Source organism: Spirosoma jeollabukense (genome assembly GCF_054777855.1).
In genome coordinates this window covers 50,484-66,192 of record NZ_BAAHAD010000013.1, presented here as the reverse complement: position 1 = coordinate 66,192, position 15,709 = coordinate 50,484, and the positions used below count along the sequence as shown (strand labels likewise).

Below are 15,709 nucleotides of genomic sequence, written 5' to 3'. Positions count from 1 at the left end.
GTTGCTTCAGAATGTGGGAGTACTTTTGACCCACAAACTAAACCAGTCAAAACAGATGTATACCTTATTGCTAAGTGGCCTGATCGTATTCACGTCAACACACGCAGCTTCCGTTGCGCTGACTAACTACGTAGTTGCTCCAACCTCTGCCGTTATCATGATCGCTATTGATGTTCCGGCTGCCGCGAAAGCTACCGTCGCTAAGTTATATCCCGGGGCAAAAGAGGTGAAATGGGAAATGGAGGGAAAAAATTACGAAGCGGGCATCACCCAAAATGGGAAAGACCTGTCATTAATCATTGACGCGAAAGGAAATCTGATCGAGACCGAAACCGAGATTGCGGTGTCGGCTCTGCCAGCAGCCGTTCGTGAGTACGTTACGAGGCACTACACCGGCAAAAAAATTAAGGAAGCGGCAGAAATTGTAAATGCCAAAGGCAAGAAAACCTACGAAGCCGAAATCGGGGGTAAAGACCTGATATTCGACGAGAAAGGTCAGCGTATAAAGTAAACCAACTGACTGACGTCGTGGCTCGCTGATCGACAAAACATAAGCGGGCCATGACTTTTTGTTCGGCCAGCCAAAAAGGGCATCCACCGGGATAGTTTAGGTATTCAGTCTATTAATTTTTTTCTTCATCAAGGGCTAGTGGCAAGTTTGTGCAATCTGGCCAGGTTCAATTTTTTCAATCTCACGTTATGTGGCTTAAAACTACAGGGCTTCTTATTTTAGTAACGACGGGAACTACGTTGGCCCAAACGCCAGCCGGCGTTCCCACACAACCCGTTCCGGCTCAATCAGGCCAACCCGCTGCTTCGCCAGTAGGCGAAACGTCATCAAAAGGCAATGCAAAAATTTCGGGTTATGTCGTCGATTCAACCCTGACTAAAGCGGTCGAGTATGCCAACATTGCCGTCTATAATACCGCTACCGATAAACTGGTTGATGGCACGGTAGCCGATGATAAAGGCAAATTCACGCTCACCAAGGTAGCGCCCGGCACCTATAGACTACTAATTTCCTTTCTGGGCTACTCCGCCAAAACGGTTGACAACGTAGTACTGGCGAAAGGTCAGGCAAAAGATATGGGCGTTATCCGACTCAGTCCCAGCACGCGCACACTGGGTGAAGTAACCGTGGCCGGAACGAAAGCCCTGGTAGAAGACAAGGTCGACCGGCTGGTCTATAATGCCGACGTCGATCTGGCCGCAAAAGGAGGAGACGCCACGGATATTCTTAAAAAGGTGCCGATGCTGTCGGTGGATTTGGCGGGTAATGTATCCTTACAGGGTAGCTCCAACGTGCGCGTGTTGATCAACAATAAACCTTCGTCGATTCTGGCGGGGAATCTGGCCGATGCACTGCGTCAGATTCCGGCTGATTTGATTAAAACGGTGGAGGTTATCACCTCACCTTCAGCTAAATACGATGCCGAAGGTTCGGGCGGTATTATCAACATCATCACCAAGAAGAACACCTTGCAGGGATTACACCTCGATGTGGATGGGGGCGTGGGTAACCGGGCCTCCACCCTGGGTGTAAATGGTAGTTTCCGAAAAGGTAAACTGGGGGTTAGTCTGAACGGCAATGGCCGGGGCGTGTACAATAAATCGGGGTCGGATTTAGCCCAGACGACCTTTCAGGGTGAATCCATTCCCCCCGTTCAGACCCTTCAGCACTCAGATGGCTTCGATACCGGTCTGTTCGGGCAATATGCCCTGGGGCTGGACTACGATATCGCCAAAAATCAATCGCTCACCGGCGGGGTTCGGTTTGGGGTGCGCAACTTAAGCCGCGACCAGCACCTGGCCACTAGCTTACTCAATGGCAATATCGTAGGATCACCGTTGAGACGGGATGTAACTAGCCAGGATTTGTCGAACTCAGTCGATATGAACGTCGATTACCAGCATACCTATCCCGGCACGGGTGACGGTCCTCAGCGGGAATTAAGCCTTTCCACCCAGTATAGCCAGAATCACCTGACTAATAATTTTGATGCGAATAATCTGGATACGCTGGGCATCCTGACCACGCGGCAACGGAACCTGAACTTCAATACCAGTCAGGAGTTTGTGCTGCAAGTAGATTATCAGACACCCATCAGTCCAACCCAGCAACTGGAATTTGGGGCCAAAGAAACCTACCGGCGCGTGAACAGTCAGTATCAGTACTTGCTGGCTAGCCCAACCTCCGAATATTCGGTTGATAGCCAACGTCCGGATGGTTCCCTGCTGTATGATCAGAATATTGGAGCGGCTTATCTATCGTATACGTATACGACGCCTACTAAGATCACGATTAAAGCGGGTACCCGTTATGAGTATACAAGTATACAGGCCTCTGCTGGAACCCAGGGGCCTATTTCCATTCCGAACTACGGTAAACTGGTTCCGAGTATTAATCTTTCAAAAAAACTGAACGAGTCAACCACGATTAAACTGGCCTACAATCGCCGGATTCAGCGTCCGAACGTTCAGGATCTGAATCCCAATTTCAACGCGGCTAATCCCTACAATGTTTCCATCGGGAACCCGTACTTGAAACCGGAAATAACCGACCGGATCGAATTTGGGTACAGTACCTACGTCAAAAAAACGTATTTAAACCTAACGCTGTATACCCGCCTGAATCGGGATGATATTCAATCGATCAGTCAACGCTCCGATACGTTGATCGGTGCGGTGGTTAGCCGCCGATCTAATATTGGTAAGGAATACAACTACGGCACCAACCTGTTCGCTACGGTGAATATTACACCCCGGTGGAGCATCAATACGAACCTGGATATTATGTATCGGTACATCAGCGGGTTGGCCCTGGATGTGTCGGGGCTATCCATTCCGCTGAGTAACACGGGTATTCGCTGGGGTGGTCGGTTCGATAGCCAGATTCAATTCGATAAGGGCTGGGCGATTCAGGCTAATCTGGGCTATCGGGGTAAGGACATCGCTTTGCAAGGGTATCGGATTGGGTTTGCCCAATACTCGTTGGGAGCCCGTAAATCATTCACCAATAAACGAGGCAGTATTGGATTAGCCGCCGAGAATTTTCTGACAAACGGCATGGGCTTCACCTCGGTGCTGAATTCCGCCCAGTTCAATCAGGATTTCCGCCAGTATATCTATAACTCCAGTATCCGGCTGACGTTCAGCTATAAACTAGGTAATCTGAATGGGGCTAAGGTAAAAAAAGGAAAATCGGCGGGTGGTGAAGAGGAGAACTAACAGGAGCGTTTAATTTAATAGAACTAACCTAGTAGAAGGCTATCTCTATGAAACCGCAGATTTTCATAGGGATAGCCTTCTACTAATAATACCATCGAAATTTACTTACTAAAATTTATTTTACATACAAATACGTAGTTAATCAATTTTACATACATTTGATGGATTAATTGATTTTGTTCATGAAAGGAACCAACCTGGGTGAATTTGAGGAACTAGTCTTACTCACTATTGCGGCTTTGATTAATGATGCCTACAGCGTAGCGATTTGTGACGAGTTGGAAAAGCATACCGGACGAGCCGCCAAGTTTGGGGTTATTCATGCCGTTCTCAATCGGCTGGAAGAGAAAGGATTGGTCAACAGTAATCTGGGTGAATCGACCAGTGCGCGAGGGGGCAAGCGCAAACGCTATTACTCGGTGACCAATGCAGGGAAGGCGGCTTTACTAAAAAGTAAGGAAGTGCGTGATGGACTTTGGCACTTAATTCCAGACTTTGCTCTCAAACCCAGCCTATGAAAACGCCAGACAATCAGGAGCCAAATCATGGTAGACCAGAAGATAGAAAGTCCGTCGAACCACCTAAGTGGGCGCAGCGTCTGCTCAGCTGGTATTGCCGACCCGAGTTGCTGGAAGACTTACAGGGTGATCTGAATGAATATTTTGAACGTAATCTCCTAACAAAAGGGCCAAAGCAAGCCCGTTGGATTTATAGCCTCGATGTACTCAAGTTCGCCCGAATCTATACCCTTCGTACCCCTTCCCGTACATTTTCTCCTCAACCAATCATGATTGGCAGTTACCTCAAAACATCCGGGCGCAGCATCGTGCGGAATAAATTATTCTCCCTCATCAACGTGGCGGGACTTTCGATTGGATTATCGGTTGGCCTGCTGGTCATTGCTCTCATCTACGACCTACTGTCCTATGACCGATTTCACGAGCATCGGGATCGTATTTATCGCGTTATCACGACTCAGCAAACTCAGGCCGGCAATACCAATGAGTTGGCATCTACCTCGATTAAAATTGGGAAGTATAGTTCTCAAAAACTGGCCGGTATAGACGATGTAGTCATACTTCGACGTGGCTTTCCGGGTGATATTTCAGTTGGACACACCACCTTACCCATCAATGGATTGTGGGCTACAGCCTCTTTTTTTACTGTATTTACCTTTCCGCTTCGCGAAGGGAATCCAACCACTGCTCTTCAGGAGCCGAATTCGATTGTACTCACCCAGAAAGCAGCGCATAAACTGTTTGGCAATGCTTCTGCGCTGAATCGACAGATTCAGGTTGATTCAACGAACTTTACCGTGACGGGTGTGATGAAGGATATTCCCTTTTTTTCCCATCTTCAATTTGACGCATTGGCCTCGTTTGCCACGCTGGAAAACACGCCACGTTATAAACAGGAGTTTGATAATTGGGAAAATATCTCCGATTCTTATGTTTATCTCCTGTTGCCACCAACCGGCGATGCCACCCAGATTCAGGCCGGTCTGGATCGGCTGAGTCGGGTTGAAAATGCTCGTCTGGCTGATGCAACAATCAAGACACATCTACAACCCCTGACCAACATCTTCCTGGGCCAGGATCTCCATAATGAGATCGGGCATAGCGTACCGCGTAGCGTGCTGTGGGTGATTATCGGACTCGCTATGGTAGCTATTTTATCGGCCTGTTTCAATTATACGAATCTGTCCATCGCCCGTTCGCTCCGACGCTCCCGCGAAGTAGGGGTTCGCAAGGTACTCGGAGCCCTGAAAAGCCAGGTGGCTATGCAGTTTGTGGTGGAGGCTGTCGTGATTGCGTTACTGGCCCTGTTGGTCTCCATAGGCTTATTTTTTGGTTTGAGGGCCGCTTTTTTGTCAATGGGACCAAGTTTCGCGCGGCTGGATGTAAGCCCCGTAGTCGTTGCTTCGTTTTTGATGTTGGCTGTGGTCGTGGGAATCCTTTCGGGTCTTTTGCCAGCGGTATCACTGGCCAGAATCAATCCGGTGCAGGTGTTGAAGAGCGCTCCCGCTCTGAAGTTGTTTCGCCACCTAAATCTGCGGAAGGCGTTGATCTTTCTTCAATATACGTTTTCGCTGTGCTTCATTGCCTCAACCCTAATTATCTACACCCAATACGATTATTTCATTTCGCAGGACTTGGGCTTTACAACCGAAAACATTGTCAATATTGCGTTGCAGGGTAATCCGGCCGATCGGGTTAAGAAAGAAATTGCCCAGTTAGCCGGTGTAAGTGGGCTTTCGCAATCTCAGATGGTCACGGGTTTAGGTAATTCGTATGATGCTTACGTCAAGTATACGGATTCTCAGGATTCCGCCATGGCTAAGATGAATGGAATTGACGAAAAGTACATACCGTTGCACCAGTATCAACTGCTCGCTGGTCGGAATGTATTGCCTAAGTCTGTACCGAGTGAAACAAGCGAAATTCTAGTCAATCAGCAACTACTGAAACGATTCAATATTGGCAACCATGATCCCCAAAAAGCAATAGGGATGTCGCTACTGGTGAATGGAAAGCCCATCAGATTGTAGGTGTTCTGAAAGACTTTCACTATGGCTCCTTGTATCAAAAAATTGACCCCACCTTTTTTCGCTATGCTCCTCAGGATGCCCGCTATCTGAATGTACGCATACAGGCCAACGATTCGCCCGCCACGCTGGCTCGCATTCAATCGACCTGGCGTGCCATTGATCGGGTTCACCCCCTTAAGGCGGGTTTATATAAGGATGACATCAGGCAATTTTATCACCCTTTAACCGTCATGAGTAAAGTCATTGGCTGCCTGGCGTTTCTAACCATTTTTATTGCCTCATTGGGTCTGTTCGGGATGGTCGTCTTCACGGCGGAGACCCGCCTGAAAGAAGTAAGCGTTCGGAAGGTGCTGGGCGCCAGTGAGGCGAGTCTGGTGTATCTTTTAAGTAAGGGATTCTTAAGCCTTTTACTCGCTGCGGCTTTCCTGGCCCTGCCTGCAACCTATTTGCTTTTTGATAAACTGGTTTTAAGGCAGATGGCCTATCATGCACCCATTACAGTGCTTGGTTTGCTGAGTTGCCTGGGACTATTTATGGTGATTGCGTTGCTAATCATCGGCTCAAAAACAATTGGTGTGGCGCGAAGCAATCCGGCCCAGGTGTTAAAGGCTGAGTAATTAACTAGTAGTCATAACAATACATCCACATGTCTACGTGTCCACTATGGCTTAAAACGTTTGCTCATACTGACTTTGTTTTCAATCCAATTGGGAAGAAGTGGAATTTCTTACATGTTACCTCAACCTACCTGGATGCCTGCTGTCACTCCAACTTTAGTATTTTTTCAAACAAGTGGATGTCTTCGTGAACGATTACCGGTAGACAACCTCTAAGGCCAATAATGCCTTTTGCATAGGAATATCGGGCTGAAATTGCCAACTATTCGTGAGTGGGAAGCCTCGGGAGGCCAATTATCGTGGCGTTTTAGGCGCTGGCATTTGCGCTAATACTTGTTTGAATGATCCCGCGTCGATACAAAACTCGCCCTGAAAGGGATTATCCATAGCGGCCGTTAGAAACAGCAAGGAGCCTAATAAAAGGGCTAACAGAACGGTCAGCAGTAAATGATAGCCTACATGATCACTCACGAAAAACCAGGTGATGATGATATTGACGAAGGCCCCTAAAATGATCACCCACCACAAGACAGCCGGCAAACTACTTTGATTCCCTTGTAACCGATCCCGGCGAACCTTGGCCAGTTCATTGTACTGGACCAGCGCCTGCTCATGAATTAGTCGTAACCCTGCATCCGTGGGCACAAAGTTGAATAACTCTCGCTTAAGCTGGTAGAGGACTTTGGTGCTCGCTTGGGGGGTATGTCCCTGGTGCAGCTGGGGCCAATCCTGATCAATGACCGCCTGGACGTAGTTTCGTAGATGCTGTTGTAAGCGTTGCCGTTGCGGCATGGGATACGCGCTCACATCCTGATAAATAGCGGCCGTGATGCCCGCTTCGTCATCGGCTTCCCCCGACAAGGTTTGAAAATTAGTCCACACACCGGCCGCCACTAACCCCAGGGCGATGCCGTAGATCACGCCCGATGCGCCCAGGAAGTAACTGACCAAATCATTTTGCTGTTCGTATTGATCCGCGTGCTGTCGAACCCATTTACGGGTCACTAGCATGCCTAGGGCCGCAATGGCAATGGTGATTCCAGTGGCGAGTAGAAAAAAGAGCCAATTGGGTAAGGCATAGATCCAATTCATCCGTGTAAGAAAGCGTAGTAAGTCGTGTCAAAGCTATTGAGAAAAGCTACTATTTTCAGGTAATAGGGTGACGATTAGGGGTTAAATAGCCATTCAACAAACACCTTCCAAGCAGGTAGATTGTTAAGATTTAGGAAGCATAATGCACTAGAGTTGGCTAGTAAGTTTACGCATTGAGTAGCTTCTGGTCAACGGCTCTTTCTGAATCGCAGTAAGACAATCTGAATGATAAAGCGTAATGCTGCCCAATAAGTCGATAGCTGGGCGAGTTTGGATGTGGGTTGGCAGGGCATACGGAAAAAGGAGTAAATGGATCAGGTGTAAAACCATTAGGTATGAAAGACTTACCCTACCCGTACATATGGCCTAATCGAGCAAGTGCTTTCAACGTTTCGACTGTTCGACGGCGGGAAACCAACACACAGATTCCGTTGGTTAGTTTTAAATAAATCACCTTGGCATCTTCCCGAATGACCTGGTCAACATACTGCGGATTGACCATCGTTGACTTACTGATGCGGATAAAATGGGGTAAGTGCTCCTCAAACCGCTTTAGAGTCTGACTAACCAACAGGGGTTTTGCCTCACTCTGTACGTTCATGATTGTATTATTACCATTGCCTTCGAGCCGACTGATGCGTTGTGCATCCTGGAGGTAACGGTAGCCTGGAATCCGTAATGGGGTTTCTTGCTGACTAGTCATGAATGAAGTGGCGAATTGCGATGCCAGTTAGTTGACTAACTAGGCTGGCTGAATCAGTACATTGACTAATATTTAAAATAAGGAGCTAAATGTCGGTTAGCTTTCTGAAGCAATTCTGAAGAATAGAATGAATTAGAGTGGCGCCCTCTTATCATAAAGGGTATTCTAAATTTGAGATGGCTAATTCCTGACAAAGTAGAAAAGCCCATACCAACAGTTTTCTAACAAGTTGGTAGTGTCTCAGTTTGAATTTCTTCGTAGACTGTCAACCACAGATGAAAACCCTACATATCGTTTTTAGGAAAGGCAAGGTGTTTAATCATGAATCGAACGGCTAACGCTGTATAAATGAGAAGTGCTAACGATTCATAAAAGGCTTCCCAGCGCTCAAGTGCATATACGCCCGTTTTATAATCTTGTACCCAATCAATTAACGCCCAACAATAACCAGCAAAACAAATTAACGTACCGCCCATAAAAAGGATTAACGATAAGTGCTGTTTCATAGTCTTCATTTAACGTTGTTTTAAGTATATTAAGGTCGGATTTTAATAAATAAATAGTTAATACTTATTTATTAAAATCTATAGTATAGTACTATAGATTTTAACAATACTTAAAAGTTTAATGAGTGTTTTCAGTCACTAACTAATCAGGTTTAGACTCGTTATAAATCACATCGGATGCCGCTTTATTTATCGGTCATTTCAACGGTCTCGCGGGTTCCATTGGACATTTAACAAATCCCGTTTCCATTGCTTGGGTTACGTATAGCATTTTATGCACCTTACTTGAACAGTCAAGCATAAAAAAATTTAAACTGAGACACTATCATAAAGTCCTCTCCATAATCCTGATTAAACACACAGAATCCCCCAATCAATCCGTGCCGGAGAGTATCCGGTGAAGCAAATTAAACGGCCACAAAGCGTCATACCCTTAAATTATTCGGCAGTATAAATGAACGATGGCCAAGTAGGAGGGGAGTTGTTTTCCAACGTAATCCATTCTGTTAGAAAATGCCGCATTTGCTAAACAGTTTGTCAGACACATTCGTCCAAAAAATGTTATCGGCGACTTATACCAATTGATCCGGATTCAGTCGAACGACCTGTGAACTTTCGGTCTGCACAAAGCCAGGCTGCCAGCCAATAACGATACCCAGAACGACTCCTGCTGATCCAGGCTAGCGGTCACCACGAACGGTTGCTTATCGACAAACTTCAACGCTCCAACAGGTAGCTGATCCGCGATCAACTGGCCGTTTTGGTGGGCAAACGGCTCTTCACCAGCCTGGGCTGTATTCGTTGTTCGCCCGGCAGAAAGGGTATTTTGTTCATGTGTTCTATGGAAAAGTCCAGTCCTCACTAGAAAGTACTATTGACGCCTTCAGGGCAGTTGGTTATACCAGTGTTGGCGCTGTGCGTACCGCGCCAGCCGCTGACCTGAAACAAATTTTTCAGTATTACGTAGTCGGCTCAGTTATCGACCTGTCTGCTTTTCTGACAAACGTTAATACGTCCTACCAGATAACATTGACTGAGAGACGGGCCACTCTCTACAAAGTCAGCAATACGGATATTTGTATAAATAAGGCCAAGATTGTAGAGGGGAATATTCCCATAACGGGTAGCGTGGTTCATATTATCAATCAGGTGCTGACGCCCTTTACACTTGGTGCAACAGATTTGATCCAGAAGAAGTCGGACCTGTCGTAGTTTACTGTTGCTTGGGTGGGCTCGACGATGCAAAATTTACTCAGTCAAAACTCGCAGGAGGCCACACCGTATTTGCCCCAAACAATGCCGCCTTTAAAGCCGCCGGTTATGCGAATGTTGCTGCCATTCAGGCTGCTGATCCAAAGATGTTAGCTGACTGGCTGGCTTATCATGTATTGAACTACCACGCCTTCTCGCAGACGTTCCAGTATAGATCTAATGTTGTGACGGCTCAGGGGACCAGCGTTCGGTTTACGGTTAATGTTAATAAAGTACCCATCACCGGCAAAGGCAATAGTACCAATGCAGCTATTTTGTGCCAGCTGATAGGGTAGCCAAGAATGGTGTCGTTCATTGTATCGACCGAGTGCTATTACTCAATTAATAGCGATCAAAAAGAGGTAGTAAAAAAAGAGTATCTAACTCACGAGTTGGATACTCTTTTCAGTTAGCTTAATTACTTTATTAATCGAACGTTTTTTTATATTAGTAATTTATCTAGACTAATTCTATGTGAAAAAATGGTAAATGAATGAATAAGAAAGATCATAATTAGGGAAAATACTCTTATAATCTCGTCCTAATAAAAGCTGTTTACTTTATATCTGATTTAATAAGTTGAGAATTAAATGAAAATCCTTGCTGGAATTTACCTGATGTAGAAGTAATACTGTCTTTATACTTGTCCATGAAATTCGTCAATTGTGTGGTGAGTATTGCCCAAATTTGATTTTTATATATGTAATAAGAATTGACAGTCCATAAACGTATAGTTCGGTACTACTAAAGCAAAATAGGTATTGTTGCGTGGCTATACATTTTTTAATGCCCGTTGCTGAATTATAGCCTGACTGACAAAAAAATGATAGTAGCTGGCAAACAATTTGCTTCTACTAGATGATACCACCATCACTCGCCCTACCCAATAGTGCTTAAAGAATTAAAAATAGTTATGCGCTATTCACTCAGTATTTTAGGCTTGGTAATCGGTAGCCTGGTGTGCCTGTTTGGTTATTGTGCCGCTTTGATTGACTGGGTACAAGATTACAAAACGGGCGTATACGCAAGTCATCAGATGGAAGCTGTACTCGAAACAGGGGCTATTTTACTGTATTCCTGTGGTGGATTCGAATTTGTCAGGCGCAAAGTGAAACTATAAGAATTAATTCCAAATCTTTTGGTGCAAGACTGTTAATTCTATGTACCCTAATCTGCACTCTTTAATTAAAAACCTGATTTTGTTAGTTGATAAATGACACGTATATGCCTAAAATAAATGGATCACCAACTAACGGACTTTTATATCATTTTACGCTTTTTTTCTAATTTGTCAGGCCATGTCATTCCAGGATTTGATGCTTACTTACGGCTACCCGATTCTGTTCGTGGGCGTTATCCTCGAAAGTGAAGCGTTTCTGCTGGTAGGTGCTTATTTAGCGCATAAAGGTTATTTTTCGTTGCCTGCTGTTATTGCGGTTGCCGCCTTTTCCTCGTTTGTCATTACGCAGCTACATTTCTTCCTGGGTCACCGATATGGTGCGCAGTTTTTGGCTAATCGTCCTACATGGCAGCAGCGATTTAGCCGGGTACAGTACTGGCTTAATCGATATGGAGTGGGTTTATTAATGGGTTTTCGGGTTCTGTACGGTCTCAGAGGGGTTATACCCGCAGCTATTGGCTTGTCGAGATTCCCCAAACTTCAGTTTCTGGCGTTAAATGCCATAGGCGCATTGCTATGGGCTTTGGTGGTGGCTTTAGCTGGAAATAGTATTATTGAGGTGGCTGAAAGATTGTTAACCAACCTTCGACAGCATGAGTGGATTGTTGTTTTGGGACTTGCTGGCTTGGGCGTCTTCTGGAGCCTGTATTTGCTCCACCGTCAAGCCAAAGTAAAGAAGACACTGATGCATAATGATAAGATTACTTACGACGAACTGGCCAATGGGGTTAGCGTAAACAAGTAGCGCTACCGGTCTTCAGAATTGCTTTAGAATCATTTCGTAGGTTTGATTCTTTCAAGCTATTGATGCCATTGATAACGCACAACGAGTTAAAGCATGGGCCCAGTGTAAAGTCTGAGTAGTACGGCTGGTTGAAAAAGTCAATGGCCTGCCTGTCAATATGTTGAATCATTTTAACCATGTACACTATGAAAAAATTAATGATTGCCTCAGCAGCTATTTTATTATTCTCAGGGATTAGCCTGGCACAGGACAAACCCAAAAAAGAGGTGAAAATGGACATGAAAGAAATGAAGCACGATGCTAAAATAGAAAAAAAAGAAGCTAAAATGGAAGGCGATTATGTGAGAGCAGATAGCGCCAAAAAGATGAAGCATACGGCTAAGATGATGAAAAAAACGGCTAAGAAAATAGAATAAAAAAGTAAAATTTAGTGGATTTATAAAAAACCTTCTGTATGAGAAGGTTTTTTTTATGCCGAAAAGTAAATTTCCTAATTTTTTGACGTACGTATTGGAATTTAAATAAATAAAATTTTGACTAACAAAATAGTAAAAATTGATCAAATTTATAATTAATTGGTTTTAACTAGGGCATTAAATTTAACTATTAATTATTTATTTCAATTCTTCAGAATTCCTTTAGATTTCAACTATACATTTGGCATGATTGACGCAAATACTTCCACTGTCACTACAAACCTGGATTTATTTTATGCAAAATAAATCCAGGTTTATTTCTTTTTTTCCTAGGCGTTTTGTTAAAGTACGCTTTATACTTTGTTAAAACCGTTGGACAGTATCTTATTTTTTACTTTTTAAAACGTACATTATGAAAACCTTTTCTAACTATTTAATTGCTACTTTTTTGGGAGTTTCTATCTTTTCCTGCAGCCGTCCGGTAGCTTATTTTCAACCGACTTCGCGGGAGCAATTTAAGTCAACTCAACCCAACGTGACTAGTGTTGCAAAAGAAACTCAACCGATAGCTCTGGAGATAGCCTCTACTACTAAAGCCCTACCCGAGCAGGACCTTTCGGCTCAACAGGTTGATCAGGCTAAACTGGCGATGAATCGGTTTGAAGCCTATGTGCGTAATGACAGCAAGCTGACGTCGAATAGGAAATTAACCAAACGTATGGCGCGCGTGAGTGAATTGCTGGCTAAGACCAACTCTCAGATGGATTTGTCGACAAAGGCTTTGTCTGCTCAAAAAACAACACTAGTTCAGCGTGTAATGCTGAAGCGTATTGACAAGAAAATAAAAAATCATTTATCACCTGAGCGGGCAATGGCAAAATCATTGCTAACCATTGGGGCAATCGTTGGTATCATAGGTTTATTATTAATCATTCTCAATGTAGCGTCACCATTGGGTATAATAGCCTTGGTCGTAGGTCTTGTTCTTGTTTTAGTGGATCTATTACGGTAAGTCATTGAACAGATACAAATAAATTAGCTCGCTTTGGTTGGCGTAAACCCATTCGTAAGGGGCTGAATAGTTTACGCCAATTTTTGACTCATTGTATTGGCAATCAAATAGTAGCACAATTTCTTTGACAGCTTCTGTGAACGTAGCTTTAAATCGGCAGGAATTGTACTTCAATAGGTAATACCCTAGTGGCCACTCTACAGATTTTCTAAAGAATCGTTGAGTACGTTTGATCTATTAGGTTTAGCGAAGTCTATGGAAAGTAATCTTTACATCATTTGCTTAAACTAAATAATAATAACTCAACACATGATAATTCTGTCAAAAGAGAGTTCCCAGTTATTGATCCCAGCCTATCGACACCTGCAAGATACTCAACTGATTACTCGGTTAGAGGGCAGGGGTAACTACACGGCCGTCTATTTAAAAGACAAAACGTATCCATTGATCGTTAGTCGAACCTTGAAATTTTTCGAAGACCAACTTACGGATTTCATTCGAATCAACAAGTCGACAATGATTAATCCCAAGCATGTCAATAGAGTGATCAGAGAAGATGCGAAAACAGTGTCTTTGCTATTAAGCGATGGCGTATTGAAACTGACTTCCCGACGTCGTATTGCCGACACACTAGCCCGATTGGCCAATTAATCTTTCCCTTAGTTGATCGCAATGTCTGGTCTTGATACAAAAGCAGCGTATCAAGACCAGACTGCTTTCGCCCGTTTTTCATAATAGATATTTATTTTCCTTGCTCTTATAGGAGGTGGGAGCATGCCTAAGTAGTTAATAACCAGACGGTATAAATCACATATATGCCCAAATTCACTCTTGCCCGTCAATTAGCCATTGGTTTGCTGGCCGTTTCTACTTGCTCTGCACAGACGACAAAATCAGTACGTTACCGGTCAGAAATAGGTGGCTATTATGCGGCATCTGGCCTAACACCTTTCTGGCTGCGATCGAATCAATACGGTATTGTCCCAGGCCAGACTCCTTTTATGACCATTCGTCAGGCGGTTTGGATGGATTATCACGGTACGCCCAAAAATAAACTGGACAGTATTCGGGCACGTAACCGGTGGATTGATTGGGGGTGGGGAGGAGAAGCCGTGTACAATGCAGGCGTTACGCAAAAACTGCTTATACCAGAAGCTTATGTAAAAGTAAAGTTTGGAAAAGGACTTGAATTGTGGGCGGGTAAACGGCGGGAAATCATTGGTCTGGTTGATTCTACCCTAACATCGGGTTCCTATGCCTGGTCGGGCAATGCGTTGCCGATGATGAAAATTCAGTTGGCCGTTCCTGATTACTTACCTAGTCGCGGATTATTTGGCTTTAAAGGTTTTTACGCCCACGGCTGGTTTGAAAATGATCGCCTGGTCAGAAACACAATGCTACATCAAAAAGCGTTGTATGCTCGGTTTGGTAAGCCGAAATGGAGACTCAAGCTCTATGGAGGAATTAACCATCAGGTCATGTGGGGAGGTAATACGAATCAGAATCTAAATCCGGTTATTAAAAATAATCAGCTCCCCAACCAGTTCAGCGATTACATGGATGTAGTCACCGCGAGTACGCTGGGTAACCGCACAAATGTTGATACCAATCGAATCAGTTCATTTGACCGCGAGAATCGCATTGGGAATCACCTTGGATCGGTTGATTTGGGAGCGGAGTATATAGCCCGCCGGTTTTCTATTTTTGCGTATCGCCAGAATCTTTATGAAGATGGCTCGCTGTTTCACCTCATTAATCTTCGCGACGGATTGAATGGGCTACGTATTCGAAATCTTCGCCCGGTCAATGCACACGGGTTTCAGCTTCAAACATTGCTTCTAGAGTACTTGTTCACTGAAAACCAGGGGGGCGACTTATTTCTAGACGATGCCGCGCACCGTGGTCGTGACAACTATTTCAACCATTCACAGTATGTAGATGGATGGTCACGCTTTGGTCAGACCATAGGAACCCCGTTTATCTCCCCTTCAAATGATAGCCAAAGCGGATTGCCGCGCTATGGATTCACCAATAATAATCGGGTGGCTGTTATGCACATTGGCCTTGACGGTCATGCCTACAATTTTCTGCACTTTCAGCTTAAAGCTTCTTATAGTGAAAATCTGGGTACGTATGCGATCCCCTTTGAGCAACCCGTGCACCAATTCTCGTCGATTTTAAGTTTATCCGCGCTACTGCCTATTCTCGGCGGTACATCGGCCAGTACATCAATCGCGGCCGATGTAGGCGATCTGTATACGAATAGTGTCGGATTTTATGTCGGCTTACGTAAAGAAGGTCAAATCCGGAAAAGGCAAAAGATATGAAAGTAGGTAGTAAGCTTAAGGGTACTATGATTTGGCAGGCTAATCTGAAGCAAGTACGTTTGTCTTCGGATTGTATTCAGTTTT

General features: G+C 44.6%; 17 protein-coding genes. 13 read left to right on the top strand and 4 right to left on the bottom strand.

Going from position 1 to position 15,709, the window contains the following annotated elements:
- Positions 1-55 precede the first annotated feature (55 nt).
- The 5 genes from ACYVEA_RS29775 to ACYVEA_RS29755 all read left to right on the top strand — a co-directional run bounded on the left by ACYVEA_RS29775 (position 56) and on the right by ACYVEA_RS29755 (position 6,393).
- Positions 56-511, top strand: coding sequence for a PepSY-like domain-containing protein (locus tag ACYVEA_RS29775; protein WP_461117016.1), 456 nt, complete (start codon positions 56-58; stop codon positions 509-511).
- A 188-nt stretch (positions 512-699) separates the two neighbouring features.
- Positions 700-3,228 carry a TonB-dependent receptor gene (locus ACYVEA_RS29770; protein WP_461117015.1) on the top strand — a complete coding sequence of 843 codons (2,529 nt, stop codon included), beginning with the start codon at positions 700-702 and terminating at the stop codon, positions 3,226-3,228.
- A gap of 182 nt (positions 3,229-3,410) precedes the next feature.
- Positions 3,411-3,746: a PadR family transcriptional regulator gene (locus ACYVEA_RS29765; RefSeq protein ID WP_461117014.1), complete on the top strand. Its 336-nt coding sequence runs from the start codon at positions 3,411-3,413 to the stop codon at positions 3,744-3,746.
- Entirely contained in the window at positions 3,743-5,776 is a 2,034-nt protein-coding gene (locus tag ACYVEA_RS29760; protein ID WP_461117013.1) for an ABC transporter permease, read from the top strand. Before ACYVEA_RS29765 ends, ACYVEA_RS29760 begins: the two co-directional genes overlap by 4 nt.
- A 29-nt stretch (positions 5,777-5,805) precedes the next feature.
- Positions 5,806-6,393: an ABC transporter permease gene (locus ACYVEA_RS29755; protein ID WP_461117012.1), complete on the top strand. Its 588-nt coding sequence runs from the start codon at positions 5,806-5,808 to the stop codon at positions 6,391-6,393.
- A gap of 294 nt (positions 6,394-6,687) precedes the next feature.
- Here ACYVEA_RS29755 and ACYVEA_RS29750 read toward each other — a convergent pair whose 3' ends face one another.
- From ACYVEA_RS29750 to ACYVEA_RS29735, 4 genes are all read right to left on the bottom strand, one after another.
- A complete protein-coding gene (locus tag ACYVEA_RS29750) occupies positions 6,688-7,485 on the bottom strand; it encodes a bestrophin-like domain (protein WP_461117011.1) in 798 nt (265 codons plus the stop codon).
- 349 nt (positions 7,486-7,834) lie between these two features.
- Positions 7,835-8,188 carry a LytTR family DNA-binding domain-containing protein gene (locus ACYVEA_RS29745; RefSeq protein WP_461117010.1) on the bottom strand — a complete coding sequence of 118 codons (354 nt, stop codon included), beginning with the start codon at positions 8,186-8,188 and terminating at the stop codon, positions 7,835-7,837.
- Between the two features lie 284 nt (positions 8,189-8,472).
- Entirely contained in the window at positions 8,473-8,694 is a 222-nt protein-coding gene (locus ACYVEA_RS29740; protein WP_461117009.1) for a hypothetical protein, read from the bottom strand.
- A 592-nt stretch (positions 8,695-9,286) separates the two neighbouring features.
- Positions 9,287-9,556: a hypothetical protein gene (locus tag ACYVEA_RS29735; protein ID WP_461117126.1), complete on the bottom strand. Its 270-nt coding sequence runs from the start codon at positions 9,554-9,556 to the stop codon at positions 9,287-9,289.
- Here ACYVEA_RS29735 and ACYVEA_RS29730 point away from each other — a divergent pair.
- The 8 genes from ACYVEA_RS29730 (at position 9,529) to ACYVEA_RS29695 (ending at position 15,625) form a co-directional block, all read left to right on the top strand.
- Positions 9,529-9,906, top strand: a complete 378-nt coding sequence (locus tag ACYVEA_RS29730) for a fasciclin domain-containing protein (protein WP_461117123.1) — start codon at positions 9,529-9,531, stop codon at positions 9,904-9,906. The two genes, ACYVEA_RS29735 and ACYVEA_RS29730, sit on opposite strands and share 28 nt — an antisense overlap.
- A gap of 11 nt (positions 9,907-9,917) precedes the next feature.
- Positions 9,918-10,241, top strand: coding sequence for a fasciclin domain-containing protein (locus tag ACYVEA_RS29725; protein WP_461117008.1), 324 nt, complete (start codon positions 9,918-9,920; stop codon positions 10,239-10,241).
- A gap of 617 nt (positions 10,242-10,858) precedes the next feature.
- Positions 10,859-11,065, top strand: coding sequence for a hypothetical protein (locus tag ACYVEA_RS29720; protein WP_461117007.1), 207 nt, complete (start codon positions 10,859-10,861; stop codon positions 11,063-11,065).
- A 178-nt stretch (positions 11,066-11,243) separates the two neighbouring features.
- Positions 11,244-11,870 carry a DedA family protein gene (locus ACYVEA_RS29715; protein ID WP_461117006.1) on the top strand — a complete coding sequence of 209 codons (627 nt, stop codon included), beginning with the start codon at positions 11,244-11,246 and terminating at the stop codon, positions 11,868-11,870.
- A gap of 185 nt (positions 11,871-12,055) precedes the next feature.
- Positions 12,056-12,286, top strand: a complete 231-nt coding sequence (locus tag ACYVEA_RS29710; protein WP_461117005.1) for a hypothetical protein — start codon at positions 12,056-12,058, stop codon at positions 12,284-12,286.
- A 412-nt stretch (positions 12,287-12,698) separates the two neighbouring features.
- Positions 12,699-13,298, top strand: coding sequence for a hypothetical protein (locus ACYVEA_RS29705; protein WP_461117004.1), 600 nt, complete (start codon positions 12,699-12,701; stop codon positions 13,296-13,298).
- Between the two features lie 309 nt (positions 13,299-13,607).
- Entirely contained in the window at positions 13,608-13,949 is a 342-nt protein-coding gene (locus ACYVEA_RS29700) for a LytTR family transcriptional regulator DNA-binding domain-containing protein (protein ID WP_461117003.1), read from the top strand.
- Positions 13,950-14,113: 164 nt separating this feature from the next.
- The gene (locus ACYVEA_RS29695) at positions 14,114-15,625 is read left to right on the top strand and encodes a capsule assembly Wzi family protein (protein ID WP_461117002.1); all 1,512 of its coding nucleotides are present in this window, start codon (positions 14,114-14,116) and stop codon (positions 15,623-15,625) included.
- Positions 15,626-15,709 lie beyond the last annotated feature (84 nt).

Coding starts and splice junctions, on each gene's coding strand:
- ACYVEA_RS29695 (WP_461117002.1), top strand. CDS start 14,114: ATGCCCAAATTCACTCTTGCCCGTCAATTAGCCATTGGTTTGCTGGCC.
- ACYVEA_RS29700 (WP_461117003.1), top strand. CDS start 13,608: ATGATAATTCTGTCAAAAGAGAGTTCCCAGTTATTGATCCCAGCCTAT.
- ACYVEA_RS29740 (WP_461117009.1), bottom strand. CDS start 8,694: ATGAAACAGCACTTATCGTTAATCCTTTTTATGGGCGGTACGTTAATT.
- ACYVEA_RS29765 (WP_461117014.1), top strand. CDS start 3,411: ATGAAAGGAACCAACCTGGGTGAATTTGAGGAACTAGTCTTACTCACT.
- ACYVEA_RS29750 (WP_461117011.1), bottom strand. CDS start 7,485: ATGAATTGGATCTATGCCTTACCCAATTGGCTCTTTTTTCTACTCGCC.
- ACYVEA_RS29710 (WP_461117005.1), top strand. CDS start 12,056: ATGAAAAAATTAATGATTGCCTCAGCAGCTATTTTATTATTCTCAGGG.
- ACYVEA_RS29775 (WP_461117016.1), top strand. CDS start 56: ATGTATACCTTATTGCTAAGTGGCCTGATCGTATTCACGTCAACACAC.
- ACYVEA_RS29720 (WP_461117007.1), top strand. CDS start 10,859: ATGCGCTATTCACTCAGTATTTTAGGCTTGGTAATCGGTAGCCTGGTG.
- ACYVEA_RS29760 (WP_461117013.1), top strand. CDS start 3,743: ATGAAAACGCCAGACAATCAGGAGCCAAATCATGGTAGACCAGAAGAT.
- ACYVEA_RS29715 (WP_461117006.1), top strand. CDS start 11,244: ATGTCATTCCAGGATTTGATGCTTACTTACGGCTACCCGATTCTGTTC.
- ACYVEA_RS29770 (WP_461117015.1), top strand. CDS start 700: ATGTGGCTTAAAACTACAGGGCTTCTTATTTTAGTAACGACGGGAACT.
- ACYVEA_RS29705 (WP_461117004.1), top strand. CDS start 12,699: ATGAAAACCTTTTCTAACTATTTAATTGCTACTTTTTTGGGAGTTTCT.
- ACYVEA_RS29745 (WP_461117010.1), bottom strand. CDS start 8,188: ATGACTAGTCAGCAAGAAACCCCATTACGGATTCCAGGCTACCGTTAC.